At 53.6% G+C, this 14565-nt stretch carries 14 protein-coding genes; 3 read left to right on the forward strand and 11 right to left on the reverse strand.

Annotated elements, in window-relative coordinates; genetic code table 11:
- Window positions 1-4: 4 nt before the first annotated feature.
- The 3 genes from FJV47_RS03785 to FJV47_RS03795 all read left to right on the forward strand — a co-directional run bounded on the left by FJV47_RS03785 (window position 5) and on the right by FJV47_RS03795 (window position 1995).
- Window positions 5-481: an NfeD family protein gene (locus FJV47_RS03785; RefSeq protein WP_159610200.1), complete on the forward strand. Its 477-nt coding sequence runs from the start codon at window positions 5-7 to the stop codon at window positions 479-481.
- 53 nt (window positions 482-534) lie between these two features.
- The gene (locus tag FJV47_RS03790) at window positions 535-1467 is read left to right on the forward strand and encodes an SPFH domain-containing protein (protein WP_159610202.1); all 933 of its coding nucleotides are present in this window, start codon (window positions 535-537) and stop codon (window positions 1465-1467) included.
- Between the two features lie 180 nt (window positions 1468-1647).
- Window positions 1648-1995, forward strand: coding sequence for an RNA polymerase-binding protein RbpA (locus tag FJV47_RS03795; protein WP_159610204.1), 348 nt, complete (start codon window positions 1648-1650; stop codon window positions 1993-1995).
- A gap of 197 nt (window positions 1996-2192) precedes the next feature.
- Here the strand turns inward: FJV47_RS03795 and FJV47_RS03800 are convergent, their stop codons facing one another.
- The 11 genes from FJV47_RS03800 to FJV47_RS03850 all read right to left on the reverse strand — a co-directional run bounded on the left by FJV47_RS03800 (window position 2193) and on the right by FJV47_RS03850 (window position 14505).
- Window positions 2193-2921 (reverse strand): polyprenol monophosphomannose synthase, encoded by a 729-nt coding sequence (locus tag FJV47_RS03800; protein WP_159610206.1) that lies wholly within the window; start codon window positions 2919-2921, stop codon window positions 2193-2195.
- A 410-nt stretch (window positions 2922-3331) separates the two neighbouring features.
- Window positions 3332-4930: an amidohydrolase gene (locus tag FJV47_RS03805; RefSeq protein ID WP_159610208.1), complete on the reverse strand. Its 1599-nt coding sequence runs from the start codon at window positions 4928-4930 to the stop codon at window positions 3332-3334.
- Window positions 4931-4993: 63 nt separating this feature from the next.
- A complete protein-coding gene (locus FJV47_RS03810) occupies window positions 4994-7777 on the reverse strand; it encodes an RNA helicase (RefSeq protein WP_159610210.1) in 2784 nt (927 codons plus the stop codon).
- Between the two features lie 29 nt (window positions 7778-7806).
- On the reverse strand, window positions 7807-8673 hold the full coding sequence (gene tatC, locus FJV47_RS03815) for a twin-arginine translocase subunit TatC (protein ID WP_159610212.1): 867 nt from the start codon (window positions 8671-8673) through the stop codon (window positions 7807-7809).
- A gap of 9 nt (window positions 8674-8682) precedes the next feature.
- Window positions 8683-8898: a Sec-independent protein translocase subunit TatA gene (tatA, locus tag FJV47_RS03820; protein ID WP_159610214.1), complete on the reverse strand. Its 216-nt coding sequence runs from the start codon at window positions 8896-8898 to the stop codon at window positions 8683-8685.
- A 32-nt stretch (window positions 8899-8930) separates the two neighbouring features.
- Window positions 8931-9245, reverse strand: a complete 315-nt coding sequence (locus FJV47_RS03825; protein ID WP_159610216.1) for a hypothetical protein — start codon at window positions 9243-9245, stop codon at window positions 8931-8933.
- 48 nt (window positions 9246-9293) lie between these two features.
- The gene (locus tag FJV47_RS03830) at window positions 9294-11291 is read right to left on the reverse strand and encodes a YafY family protein (protein ID WP_159610218.1); all 1998 of its coding nucleotides are present in this window, start codon (window positions 11289-11291) and stop codon (window positions 9294-9296) included.
- A 93-nt stretch (window positions 11292-11384) separates the two neighbouring features.
- Window positions 11385-11780: an FKBP-type peptidyl-prolyl cis-trans isomerase gene (locus tag FJV47_RS03835; protein ID WP_159610220.1), complete on the reverse strand. Its 396-nt coding sequence runs from the start codon at window positions 11778-11780 to the stop codon at window positions 11385-11387.
- Window positions 11781-11813: 33 nt separating this feature from the next.
- On the reverse strand, window positions 11814-12749 hold the full coding sequence (locus FJV47_RS03840) for an FKBP-type peptidyl-prolyl cis-trans isomerase (RefSeq protein ID WP_159610222.1): 936 nt from the start codon (window positions 12747-12749) through the stop codon (window positions 11814-11816).
- 119 nt (window positions 12750-12868) lie between these two features.
- The gene (pafA, locus tag FJV47_RS03845) at window positions 12869-14242 is read right to left on the reverse strand and encodes a Pup--protein ligase (protein ID WP_159610224.1); all 1374 of its coding nucleotides are present in this window, start codon (window positions 14240-14242) and stop codon (window positions 12869-12871) included.
- Between the two features lie 77 nt (window positions 14243-14319).
- Window positions 14320-14505 (reverse strand): ubiquitin-like protein Pup, encoded by a 186-nt coding sequence (locus FJV47_RS03850; RefSeq protein ID WP_159610226.1) that lies wholly within the window; start codon window positions 14503-14505, stop codon window positions 14320-14322.
- Window positions 14506-14565: the final 60 nt, after the last annotated feature.

Consider the following 14565-nt stretch of genomic DNA (forward strand, 5'->3'; position numbering starts at 1 on the left):
TTCCATGACTACAGCAGAGTGGATCATAAGTAACGCTTGGGTTATCTGGCTCGCGCTGTTCTTACTGCTGGCCATCATTGAGATGCTCTCTTTGGATCTCTACTTCATCATGCTCGGAGTCGGTGCCCTCGGCGGTGTCACCGTAGCACTGCTGAACGGACCGATCTGGTTACAGGTAGTGATTTTCTGCCTCGTTTCACTCCTAATGATCTTCCTGGTTAGACCCATCGCCATGAAGCATCTTAAGAAATCACCGGTCGGGTACAGGACCAATATCGAACGTCTCATCGGCGCTGATGCGTTAATCCTGGAACCTACTTCACGGCTTTCAGGCTCGGCAAAGATTCAGGGTGAGATCTGGACTGCACGGGCTGAACCCAGCGTGCCGACCATGTCGCCTGGTACCTATGCCGTAGTTTCCCGTGTTGAAGGGGCAACCGCATTTCTTGCTTCAAAGCCCGCCGAGCAGCCGGACTTCTAGAGCTAGTTCAGAAATTTTTTTCATCACCCGGCACAACGAAAGTGAGTACGTCCATGAATAACAATGGTTTCGGCTTGACTGTTGTGCTTGTCGTTCTGGCAATCTTCGTGATTGTCGTTCTACTTCGCAGTGTACGCATCGTGCCGCAGGCACGCGCTGGCATTGTCGAACGTCTCGGCAAGTACAACCGCACCTTGAACCCCGGCCTGACGCTACTGATCCCATTTGTCGATCGCCTCTTGCCGCTACTGGATCTGCGTGAACAGGTTGTCTCGTTCCCGCCACAGCCGGTCATCACCGAAGATAACTTGGTTGTCTCCATCGATACCGTGGTCTACTTCCAGATCACCGAGCCTCGTGCGGCTACCTATGAAATCGCAAACTACATCCAAGCTGTCGAGCAGCTAACCACCACGACCTTGCGTAACGTGGTTGGTGGCTTGAACCTGGAAGAAGCTCTTACCAGCCGTGACCAGATCAACGGACAGCTTCGTGGTGTCTTGGATGAGGCTACCGGCAAATGGGGAATCCGCGTTTCCCGCGTAGAGCTAAAGGCGATTGATCCACCCCTGTCCATCCAGGACTCGATGGAGAAGCAGATGCGTGCAGAACGTGACCGTCGTGCCGCTATTCTGACCGCCGAAGGTACCAAGCAGTCTTCGATCCTCACGGCCGAAGGTCAGCGTCAAGCTGAGATTCTAAAAGCCGAGGGTGACGCACAGTCTTCGATCCTTCGAGCTGATGGTGAAGCACAGGCTATTCAGAAGGTCTTTGACGCAATTCATGCTGGTCGCCCGGATCACGAACTTCTGGCCTACCAGTACCTGCAGACCTTGCCAAAGCTTGCCGAAGGTACCTCAAACACCTTGTGGGTTATCCCTAGTGAGCTCACCGAGGCACTGAAGGGCATTGGCGGAGCTTTAGGTGGAAACGGTGCTTCTTCAGCGCCGACTCCCCCTACTGCCCCACAAAGTGACGCCCAGTAAGGGCAGTTAAAACAACTAGATCGCGTTCTGCGGCGAGGTGCATGCAATGCGCCTCGCCGCAGACGCGTATAATGGATGTTTTGGTACTTCGAGAAAACGGTCGCCGGTCGGCCGGAATTATTTCCGGATATCAAACGTTGGTACGTTTAGCGAATTCTTCAAACATCGCGGAGGGAAATCATGAGCGATCGCAGCCTACGAGGCATGCGCCTGGGTGCACAGAGCATGGAATCTGAGGCAGGTGTGGAGCCGGCTGCCCGTCAGCGTGTGGAATACCGTACCGAAGACGGCGAGACCGTCTTCGTTGTCTTTGCAGCAGAAGCTGAAATTCCGGGCGTTTGGCACACCAAGAACGGCAAGGAAGCTAAGCTCGTCCACGGCGAAGCTCACGCCGAAGAAGTTAGCAACGAAAAGCCAGTTCGTACCCACTGGGACATGCTTCTGGAGCGTCGCAGTGAAGAAGAGCTAGAGAAGACTTTGGCAGATCGCCTCACGCAGCTACGTGCTGCTCGTGGAGAAGCCGTCTAGCTCTCCCCCACCGCCGACCCTACTTGTTCTGTAGTGTCGGCCCTGGGCACGTTTGAGGGGCTGATTGTCGCAACATTTTGGTTGCTGCAATCAGCCCCTCAACTTTCCCCAGGCAATGGAGCAGAGTTCATGCAGAACTGAAGTTAAACAGAAGTGGTGCGCACCCACAGTTCTGGGCACGCACCACTAAATAAAATCTACTTCTTTGAGGTCAGCTTCTTCCAACGTGCACCCATGCCCCAGCGGGTCACGTTCCACATTGCCTCAAAAACAATATTTCCGCTCATCTTCGAAGCGCCAAGTTCGCGCTCCACGAAGGTTACTGGAACTTCGACGATCTTCTTGCGTAGCATGGCAACTCGGAAGGTCATGTCAACCTGGAAGCCGTAACCACGTGATTCAACGGCGTCAAAATCGATTGCTTCCAAGGTTTCGCGCTTAAATGCTCGGTAACCTGCGGTGATATCGCGCAGTGGCAATCCAAGCATGGTGCGAGAGTAGAAGCTGCCACCGCGGGAAATGACCTTGCGCAGCAATGGCCAGTTCACGACCTCGCCACCTTTGACCCAGCGTGAGCCGATCACTAGATCGGCGCCAGCTTCACTGGCCTCAAGTAAGCGTGGTAGTTGTTCTGGCATATGCGAGCCGTCGGCGTCCATTTCGACCAGAACATCGTAGTCGCGCGCTAGGGCCCATTCGAAACCGGCAATGTACGCAGCGCCCAAACCATCTTTACCGGTGCGGTGCAAAACGTGAATGTTTGCATCATCCGCCGACATCTTGTCTGCAAGTTCACCAGTGCCATCAGGTGAATTGTCGTCAACGATCAAGACATCTGAATCCGGAACGGCGGAGCGCAACCGTCCTACTGTTAGCGGGAGTGACTCCAGCTCGTTATAGGTCGGGATGATGGTAATGACGCGCACTCGGCGGCACCTTTCTGGGTATGCAACAAGAATGATCTCCCCTCCTGGGCACTGAGACAAGCTAATGTCTCGCGTGGCTGTAGGAAGAGATAGTCCAAGTTCTAATTGTAGTCAAAAATACTCGTGAAGCCCTAGGTGACACTGGATAAAACAACGATCCTCAGTGACTTCGGCCCTATCTTGCATGCTCGAGGCACACAAAATGTTATCTAAGGTCACTGAGGATCGTTGTTCAACTTGCGTCGTATCGAACGCAATGCTTGTGCATCACGAAGAGGCGCTTAGTTCAGCCTAGTGGGTACCCCACCCACACTGTCAACCATGTAATGACTTCAGTCTTTATCTAGACTTCACAAGTCAAAGGCTAGTTCACCAGAATGATCTGACTGAAGCGATTGTTTCGCTGTCGGCTAATTTTCAGTATCGAGATTGTCAAAAATCGTCACGCCAGCACGCACGGTGCGCAGGCATTCAGGGATTTCTTCGTCCACCACCGGTAGCATCGGGGTGCCGGCTCTGGCATCGGTGCTCCAGGAACTAATACGCACATCTGGAGTCTGTACAGCTAGCTCAGAGGCGGTCCACACTGCGAAGGTGGCTTGTGCACCGATAGCCAGCTGTCCGGCCAATGGATTCATCTCGCCCATAGCGCGGTACGTAGATCGAGTCTGCGCCAAGAAGGCCGCACGAGCGGAGATGCGGGTGTGGGAGTTCGACATATTCATCGCTGCCCGAACAACTTCCCAACCATCAACGGTGGTGACCGGCGCGTCTGACCCCAAAACCATCGGAACACCAGCGGACAACATCGCAGAGAGGTTGTTCATCGACTCTGCACGCTGCCCCAGTCGCTGAGCGTACATGCCGTTCGAACCGCCCCAAGTCTGATCGAATACCGGCTGCATCGACACGGTGATCGAATATTGCAGCAATCGTTGGCGCGTTGCGTCGTCAACCATCTCAACGTGTTCGAGTCGATGGCGAGCCATTTGTAGCTTTGGCACACCAATTTCTTGGGCTGCCAGATCAAATCCGTCAAGGACTTCATCCAATGCACCGTCACCGATAACGTGGAATGACGCCTGAATGCCACGGCTGCTGCAAGCAATCAGGTGGGCTGCGATATCTGTTTTGTCTAAGTACAACGTGCCCTTGTGGCCCGGCTTGTCGCTGTAGTCTTCACGAAGATAGGCGGTGTGGCTGCCCAAAGATCCATCGACCTTCAGATCACCACCGATACCTAGCAAGCGTCCTTTCGGGAAAGAAGCAAAGAGTTCGTCCGCCTCGTCGGCATCCGTCACCGCTTTGCCCCAGTAGGCGTACACCTGAGGAAGACTTGGCTGGTCATCGGCCAACAGTTGATCCAGGGCGGTGCGACCTTCAAGTTGCGGGGCCGCCATCTCCACGACGGTGGCAAATCCGCGCGAAGCGTAGTGTTCGAGGGCCAGACGCTGAAATTCGTGATCCGCTTTTTGAGTCTTGGCAATCGCCAGCCGTACCTCGTCGTGTTCAGATCCGAGAATGAGTCCAGCCTTCAGATCTCCAAGGCCAAGGAAATCAAGGAGTTCTTGATTCACTAGTGCGCTGTGAACATCTCGGCGGGCGAGGTAATAGGAGCGACCATCGGTAGCGCTGGTGAGATCATTCGACTCGGGAAGAGTCTTATCGCGCCAATCGGAGTTGTCCCACCCGTGGGCCAGTACGATCTTGCTGGACTTTTGACCTTGAGCTGCTACGAGGGACAACAACGAGCTGGCGGACGTGGCTGAACTCAGGTCCGCTCCGGACAAGGTCCGGCCCAACGCGGCAAGGTGGGTGTGGGACTCAACGAAGGCTGGAGTCACCAGTCCCCCGCGAAGGTCGATTACTTCATCAACGTTCTCGGCGTGGCGGTCAGCTGCATCCTCACCGCCAAGCCATGAAATCGTGTCGCCATCAACAACAATGGCGGTCGCAAACGGATCCGCGGCCGAATAAACTGCCCCATTGCGGTACAGTGTTTTTGCCATCAGCGTGCTTCCTTTTCTTGTGCAACGATTAGTAAGTTTTTCACTTGCCCACGCCCGAGGGCACTAGGACAAAACATTTGAGTAGGCCACCACGCCACGCTTGACCTGATCGACGGCTTTGTAGGCATTGCGCACCAGTATCGGCGGCAGATCCGAGTTCTTGGCGAACTGGTCTAAGGTGTCGATGACCTGCTTAGCCCAGCGTACGAAGTCGCCGGGCGCCATATCCGTGCCGCGTAACGCACTGTTCAGACTTGCTCCTCTGGCCCACTTGTACATCGGCCAAATCAAGCCGGATTCCGGTGGCGCGGTCGGATCAAGATTCAGTGCTTCCTCGGCGTCGGAGAGTTCTGCCCAGATCTTGATCGTACTATTCCAGATGTCCGCGATTTTATCCGTTGGCATCTTTGGATCGGGTCGGTCGCCATCACGACGCGCTTGGTATACCAGGCTAGCCACCACCGCGCAGAGCTCATCAGAATTCAGCTTGGTGAGCTTGCCAGTTTCTAAGATTTGGCTGGTGAGCAGGTCTCGATCGCCGTAGATCCGTCGCAACCGACGTCCGGAATCGGTGAGCTTGAACCCGTCATCGCCTTGCGCTTCGGTGAGGTAGTCGAACTGTTCGAGGACCTTACAGACCTTGTCGAATTCTGTCGCGATGGTATTGGTCCGGCCGCGGATTGCCCGGCGGGCTTTGTCAGTATCCTTTTTCAACTTCCAATAACGATCAGCCCAACGCATATGCTGGTCTTTTTCGGAGCAGGAATGGCAGGGGTGATCCTTGAGTTGCATCCGCAGCTCGTTGATTTCACGTTCTGTGGAGTCTGCCCCGGCATAATTGAAGCTCTGGGCGTCTATACGTGGCGGACGTTCCTCGTAGATTGCGTTGCGAAGGGACGCTGCTAGATCGCGTCGTTCCTTCGGGGCGCGGCCGCTGAAACCTTTCGGAATGCGGATGCGGGAAATAATCTCAACCGGACCGTTGAGGTCATCGGAGGAAAGCCGACGAAGCTGACCTTCCTCGGTAAGCACAGTATGGCGTGGGTTGTACATCGCTGTATCTAGCTCAACTACGACGGCGCGACCGAAGCGTCGGCCACCTGGCAGATCTACAACGTCGCCGCGGATCACCGCTTGCAAGGAGCGTTCAGCAGCCGAGCGTCGCTCGGTTCGCCGACTCTTGGCTGCTGTTTTTTCCGCAGTGGCCAAGTTTCGCTGCAATTTCAGGTACTCCGTGAAGTCACCTAAATGGCATTCCATCGACTTTGCGTAGCCAGCTAGTGATTCTTCTTTGGAACGCACCTGTCGAGCCATGCCGACCACCGAACGGTCAGCTTGGTACTGGGCAAAGGAGGATTCCAGAATCTGTCGTGTTTGTTCACGCCCGAATTGAGCCAGCAGGTTTGTGGACATGTTGTAGGTTGGGCGGAACGATGAATTAAGCGGATAGGTTCGCTTTGAGGCCAAACCTGCTAGCGCTTCGGGTTCGAGTTCTGGGTTCCATACGACAATGGAATGTCCTTCAACGTCGATACCGCGTCGCCCGGCTCGACCGGTGAGCTGGGTGTACTCCCCCGATGAAATTTGTACGTGGGACTCACCATTAAACTTCACCAGCTTTTCAAGGACCACTGATCTCGCCGGCATGTTCACGCCTAGGGCCAGGGTTTCTGTAGCAAACACCACCTTGATCAGATTTCTTGCAAAGAGGTCTTCAACGATCTCTTTGAAGATCGGAAGTAAACCTGCATGGTGTGAGGCGAATCCTCGGATTAGACCGTCACGCCATGCCCAGAATTCCAGGACGTCGAGGTCTTCGCTCGGAATCCGGTAGGAGACTTCGTCTAGGGCCTGCGCAATTTCCGCAGCCTCTTCGTTAGTGGTGAGTCGAAGGTCAGCCATGGCGCATTGTTGCACTGCCATGTCGCAACCCTTGCGAGAGAAAATGAAGAAGATTGCCGGCAGCAATCCCGCCCGGTCAAGTTTGCCAATCACCGATGGACGATTGACTCGTTGCCCAAGACCAGAACCGCGCTGTGGTCCTCGACCACCCTTGCCACGGCCTCGTTGGACGCGACCACCTGAATTATGAGTGCGAACAAGTTTACGCAACTCGGGATTAACGCTGGCCTTAGCATCTCCTTCAGCAACCTTGTCAAAGGAAACGTCTTCAGCAAAGAGGTCCACAACGTTGGAACCAACCATCACATGCTGGAACAGCGGAACAGGCCTGTGTTCAGAAACAATAATGTCGGTCTGTCCACGCACCGTGTCCAGCCATCCACCAAACTCTTCAGCGTTTGAGACTGTTGCTGAAAGTGAGATGATTTGGACGTTTGAGGGCAGGTGGATGATGACCTCTTCCCACACCGCGCCACGGAACTTATCTGCCAAATAATGGACTTCGTCCATGATGACGTAACCCAAACCGTCAAGCGTCTGCGAGTCCGCGTAAAGCATGTTTCGCAGGACTTCGGTAGTCATAACGACGATCTCGGCCTCAGAGTTGATCGAGGTATCGCCGGTGAGCAGACCAACGTGTTGGGCACCGTAACGGTTCACCAGTTCAGAGTACTTCTGGTTGCTCAGGGCCTTAATCGGTGTGGTGTAAAAAGCTTTGCGATTTTCTCGCAAAGCCTGGAATATAGCGAACTCACCAACGACAGTCTTGCCGGCACCGGTGGGCGCAGCGACTAGAACGCTGTGACCTTCGGTGACTTTCTGGCAAGCTTCGGCTTGGAACGGATCCAAATCAAAAGAGATGCTGGCACGAAAATCAGGTAATGCAGTGCCCTGCTCGACCTGCCGTGTCTTGGAATTCGCGTATCGTTCCGCGGGTGAAGTCACTTGTGGCCGTTCTCTTTCTTGCCGGTGATTTACGGCTGTGCGTTAGGTTCGTCGATAGGGCTCGGCGCTTGAATGTCCGTGGAGTTTCCCTGCGCCAAACGCTCATTTTCAGCGTCCAAAGCAGCCTGTTTCTTTGCACGCTTTTTGTCGTTGAAGTAGCAGAAGACGGTAGCTCCGGCGAAGGTGAGGAACAATGGCCCTGCGAGGGCAAACATCGTAATCGCGTCGCCGCCAGGAGCAGCCATCGCAGCTACTAAGGCAATAAGGAAGACAGTGATTCGCCAGTTTTTCAGGATGATCTTGGCCGGCAACACGCCAACCATGTTCAGCCCCACCATGAGGACAGGCACGAGCATCGCACAACCAAAAGCAAGTAAGAGCCGAATGATAAACGGCAAATACTCATTGATGTTGATCAGGTTGAGCGAGTTTTCTGGAGCCAGGCTGATAAAGAAGTGCAGTGCGAAAGGCAACACGAAATATGCCATCGCGACGCCACCGATAAACAGTGGCACGGATACTGCAACAAAGCTATAGCTCAGTCGCCGTTCGTTCTTTTTCAGCCCCGGAACGATAAACGCCCATAACTGATACAGCCAGACGGGCGACGAGATGAGAATTCCGACGAACAGCGCGACTTTGATCATGATGTCGAAGGGCGACATCACGGCCGTATAGTTCACTGATCCGCCCGCGGCCTGCACCGGGGCGATAATCAGTTCGAGAAGCCAGTCGTAAAGGAAAAACCCCGCGACGGTACCCAACGCCAACGCGATGAGCGAAATGAAAAGGCGGTTTCGGGCTTCTACCAGATGCTCTTTAAGAGACATCCGCCCTTCATCGTTCTTGACCCGCTTTTTCTTGGTGCGCGGTGTCTTGTCTTTATCTGTTGCCACTGAGGAAATCTACGAGTTGTTCTTTTCGTTTGGATTCTGATCGTTGACGGTACCGTCAACAGTTTCAGATTTTGGATCATCATCCTTCATCTGACGCACTTCGGACTTAAAAATGCGCAGTGACTGACCCATGGAGCGTGCCAAACCTGGAAGCTTAGGAGCGCCAAAAAGAAGCAATGCCAAAACGATAATGATGACGATATGCCATCCCTGTAAACCACCCATGTGATTTCCCTTCTCTCAAACTAAAGTCTACGTCAGAACAGGTGAAGATCCCGCATGTTTTGAGCTTGGCCACGTTGGGCTCGACGAGTCACACGACGCACGCGGCGCGCCTCGATCCGTTCCGCCTTGCCTGTCGTGCGTAAAGCCCGAATTTCTTCAGGATCACCGTGCGTTGCATCGGTTCCGTGCGGATAGCGTCGGGAACTCTGGTCGTACTCGACGACGGTGCCTGGGGTGCTCAGTCCGGAACTAACGTGATCTGCAGCCGCGCCCAAGGCATCAACGACTGACATGCCGCGCTTGAACAGCCTAAAACCAGCAAGCACGGCGACGAGCAGAGTTGCCAAAACTAGGACAGTCCACAACAGGATCCAAAACCACCAAGGAAGCATCTATCAATCCTCATACATTCTGATGGCCTCGTCCAACCACAGCACAACTTGTTCGCGCGTAGCGTCAGGAGAGACCACAGTTAGTTTACCGCCATGTCGTGCGATCAATGGTGCCGCGACCTGATGATCTGAGAAGCGAACCGTCGCCAAATACCCGTTATCAATCTTTCCTGTCGACCAGGAAACTGGGTGGAACGCCTCAATGACCGGTAGTATTTCGGCGTCAATATGGAGAATGACTTCTAGATCTTCGGCTTGGGCCTGGTAGTGAATCTGAACATCTTGTTGATCTTCATGTCGCTGTCCTGCCACGAAGTGTTCATCCAGCGTTTGCGCACTCAGTACTCGATCGACTCGGAAAGTTAGCATGCTCTCACGGGTTCGACACCAGGCTCGCAAGTACTGTGTGGACCCGTCTTCAATCATCCGAACCGGCTCGACATCGCGTAATTGGTGCGTACGAGAACTTGCGGAGTAGTAATCAAGACGCAGCACACGATGATTCTTGACAGCTTGAACGAGTTGTTGCGGAATGTCGTTTTCGCGCGCCTTGGACAGCGCAAATCCCAGTGCACCGTTCCATCCCTCAAAGCGAGCCACCGCAGAGTTGACTTTAGCCAGGGCGGAGGCCAACACATCTTGATGTTCAAACTCTGGGATGCTGGCCAGCGCGTTTAAACCACCCAGAACGGCTACAGCCTCCATCGGCGCAAGCTTTTGTGGTTCAGCTAGCAGCGCAGCGTTAGAAATCGTGACTGTGTCAGATTCTAAGTCGCCATCGTTAACGTTGATCAATTCGTCATGTTGGCCATTAGGCACACCGCACATCATGATCATGGCCAACTCTTCACGGACTTTGGAGACGCTCAGAGAATAACGAGCCGCTAGTTCTTCGATTTCCACCGCACCGTTGGCTGCGACGTACTGAATCATGTCAATATTCCGCATCACCTGAGTGGTGGTGGTCCCCCGACCCGTGGCCCTGTTGGGACGGAACTTCACAGAGGCGTAATCACTCATACCATGTTGTGCAGTTTGCGCAGATTTGGCAGAGTTCAAGCGCTGTAGTACTTTCTGCGCTAGTTCTTCTGGCGCAAGCACCTGAACTGCCGGCCCATAGGCTGCAAGTTCTGCAGCAAAAGATTCTGGGTCCGAGTAACCAATCTGAAGATCCGCGCTATCAGCGTTTCCATTCAGCGCTTGGGCGCGCAACGGGATCGCTTCATCACGGTGAAGTTTGATGGTGGCGATATGTCCTGGATGCTTGCGGTCGAAGTCCAGTAACACCTGATTCATTGAGAAGTCATCAGGGCGCGGATGATATTTACTCGTGCTTCCGTTGTGTCGGAAATTGGTGAAATTTCCCTGTACTCGCGATAGGCGAAACACACGAATATCCTCACGGCTGTGATCGAAGCCAGTGAAGTACCAGTTGCCGTAGCGCTGACCAATTCCCCATACATCGACAGTGCGTTCGGTCTGAGCGCTCTGCGAGGATATGTAGGAAAACTTCAGTGGCTTGCGGTTGAACACTGCCAACGCGCAGTCCTTGAAGTTTGGTTCATCCATCGACAAGCGTGGAACTAAAGATCCGGCTAGCGGCGAAACTGGCGTCATCGCATCGACCTGACCGGTGACACGAGCTGCTGCGTTGAGCCCGAGAGTCTGAAGCTTGGAGTCTTTCCAGAGGGTCGCAGCCAAAGCAATCATGCCGGCCTCGGCTGGGCTGAAGTTTACCGGGGGCAGGAACCAGTCGGTCGTATCCAGACTGTAAAAAGGAACGCCGTCGATGATTTCTTTGTTCAGTTGCAGACCAAAGTCATTGCGAATTTCTTCTTTGAGACGATCAAGTGCCTTTTCACGTGTATCCGCTGAGCCTTCAGGCACAAGATACTCACCGATTCGCTCGGCGTTAAATTTCCGGGACTTGGTAGCCAGCGCATAAATGAGGCTAGTGAGGCGTTCGGCCTTACTAGGTCCACTGGATTGCTTTGTACTCACCTGCTTAGACTAACCAACTTTCTGTGCCAGTGAGGACTATTAAGACAGTCATGGCCCCGATTGTTATATCGGGGCCATGAGGAAATCACTGAACTACTTGGTACCGATGAGGTCCACTACGAAGATCAGTGCTTCATTAGGAGCAATAGCACCTGGGGCGCCACGCTCGCCGTAGGCAAGATCTGAAGGAATGTCCAGGCGGCGACGACCGCCGACCTTCATGCCCAGTAGACCCTGGTCCCAACCCTGGATGACCATGCCGACTCCAACTGGGAAGTCTAAGGTCTCTCCACGGTTCCATGAGGAATCAAATTCTTCACCGGTGGACCAAGCAACACCTACGTAGTGTGCCTGAACGGTGGTGCCAGGAGTAACCTCTGCGCCGGTACCTTCGATTAGGTCAGTGATGACCAGTTCTTCTGGTGCGTCGGTGCCGGGGAAGTCGATTTCCGGCTTGGTGCGGTCGTAGTTGCGTTCTCCGAACGACATAGTCACGGCCTTTCTCAGTCGTGGTTAAGACGATTACTTGCTGTCAGCAGCAGTAACAGATTCCAATTCTACGTAAAACACGAGGGTTCCCGTTGGCGAACCGTTGCTGGAAGTATTTCCGTAGGCCTTATCGGCAGGAATAGTCAGCAGTACCTTGGAACCAGCCTTCAGACCAGTCATACCTTCGGTCCAGCCCTTGATCACGCCGTCGAGCGAGAATTCGGTGGAATCCTTACCGAAGTTTCCGTCGAATTCTTTACCGTCGGCCCAAGTAACACCCGTGTACTTTGCCTTGACCTTTGAAGTGGCGGTTGCTGCTTCGCCCTTGCCCTCTTCGAGGACATCGACGGCCAAGTCCTTCGGAGCTTCAGTGTCCTTCGGGATGGTGATTTTTGGCGTGCCATCGGTGACCTTGACGGTAGGAAGTTTGCCTTCCTTCTTCTGCTTTGCGACCTCATCCTTGCTCATGGTGCCGCTGGCAGCAGTGCTGTCTTCAATGTGCAAAACGATGATGCGTTCAGCCTTGGCTCCCTCGGCTGGTTCCGCCACGCTACCGTCAGCCTGTGTCGTGCCTTCAACGGTGGAGTAGGCGATCCAGTCGCCCACCTTCGAGTCAGACAAACGATCGTAAAGCTCAGGCATTTGCTGCTTCATCGAGTCATCCACAGTCATGTCTGTTGCGGTACCGGTGAAGTTATCGCCAGCGGACAAGCCGTCAATAGTCTTGTACAGTCCTGACTTGATGGAAACGGTATCTCCAGGGTTGACGTCAGCACCGTCGCCCTGCTTGATATTCACCGCCTCATCTTTCTCCGTAGTGAATGGAGTATCGAAGGAAACCTCTGGCGCCGTCTTGTCGTCGGATGCTGGCTTTACCGAAATCTTGGACAGGTCAGACGAGGAACCAGAACCGCAAGCTGCCAGGGCTAGAACCGAAGCTGTTGCGCACAATGCCAATACTTTTCGCACGAATCTTCTTTCGTTGAAATCAAAAATTGAATATTTGCTCGGGCGCTGGGCACACGAGCATCAAACTCACTGCTACTACCCTAGGTAAATTAGCTGTGAAAAGTCTTTCCGCCTGCTGGTTAAGCCCGCTGACTCATCATCTCTATAAGCTTGTCGACCTCGGGATCGTTGATCGCGAAGGGGTCTTTACACAGCACAATTCCTCCGGGTTCGTCCTCATATTTCATGTGAACCCAGTCGGCGCTGTAGCGTCGCCCGTTGGCACGTGCAGCGCGAATAAATTTACTTCTTATCGCAGCGCGTGTCGTGGCCGGAGGGTTATTCACTGCATCGCGAATCTCGATGTCGCTCACTACGCTGGATGCTAGACCACGCCGTTTGAGCAAGTGGAATAGTCCTCGTGCTGGATCGATATCATGATAGGTCAGATTTAGTTGAGCCAGTCGTGGTGAGGACAGTTCAAGCGAATTCTTCTGGGCATAACCCATCAACAACTTGTGCTTGATGGCCCAGTCGATGTCTTTGTCGATCAGCGAATAATCTTGAGTTTCAATTGCCCTGAGCGTACGTTCCCAGAGCTCAAGCACCGTATCAACCTGATCATGATGAGCCCCGTGGCGTGCCACAAATTCTTTAACGGATTCAAAAAGAATCCACTGAATTTGCAGAGCTGTAGGTTCGTCGCCACCCATCAGCCGCACGACGGTCTGCCCGTCGAAGTCATGGGAAATCTGGCGAATTGAACGAATCGGGTTTTCAAGACGAAGGTCATGATAAATTTCGCCAGATTCGATGAGGCGCAGCACCAGGTCTGTGGCACCAATCTTGAGCAGCTGGGTTGTCTCACTCATACTTGAGTCGCCCACGATGACGTGTAAACGTCGGTGATACTCCGCGTCAGCGTGTGGCTCGTCGCGCGTATTGATGATGGGTCGCGAGCGGGTGGTTGCTGAGGATACGCCTTCCCACATGTGGTCGGCGCGTTGGGAGAACACAAAGTTCGTCTGCTCATCTTCGGTAATCAGGTGCCCTGCGCCACATAGTAGCTGTCGAGTGACCAAAAACGGAATGAGCATATCGGCAAGTCGCTTAAACTCAATCTTGCGGGGAATCAGATAGTTCTCGTGGCATCCGTACGAATTGCCCGCCGAATCAACGTTGTTCTTGAACATATAGATTCGGCCTTCGTGGCCTTCATCCAATAATTGATCTTCGGCTTGATCTACCAGATCAAGCATGAAGGCTTCACCGGCACGGTCATGGGCGATCAGCTGACTGAGTTGATCGCATTCAGCTGTTGCATATTCAGGGTGCGAGCCGACATCTAGATAGAGCCGTGAACCGTTTTCGAGGAACACGTTCGAGCTTCGCCCCCAGTTGACTACGGGCTTAAACAGGTGCCTCGCCGCATCTTCGGGAGTCAGCCGACGCCCGTCCGATGGGACATAGGTCAGTCCGAATTCCGTTTCAAGACCGAAAATTCTGCGATCCACGCGTGGTTACTTCCCCTCGACTGCACAGATAATTTGAGTTGATGTCAGTTGATCAATGCCCTGCCGGCATTGCGGGACTACTGTCCACCTTTTTGTACAAAGCCACGAACAAATTCCTCGGCGTTAGACTCAAGAACCGAGTCGATTTCGTCGAGCAGGTCATCAACGCCAGCGGATTGTGCGTTGGTGTTAACTTGAATCTCTTCAGCTTCCTGCGACTGATTCTGGCTTGCGCGGCGAGCTGAGAAGCTTTCCTGAGTCATTACTATCTCCTAAAATCTAAAATCACGTCTATGAACTGAGATTCATACCTATTCTGCGCT

The organism is Glutamicibacter sp. JC586 (assembly GCF_009805585.1).
GTDB lineage: Bacteria > Actinomycetota > Actinomycetes > Actinomycetales > Micrococcaceae > Glutamicibacter.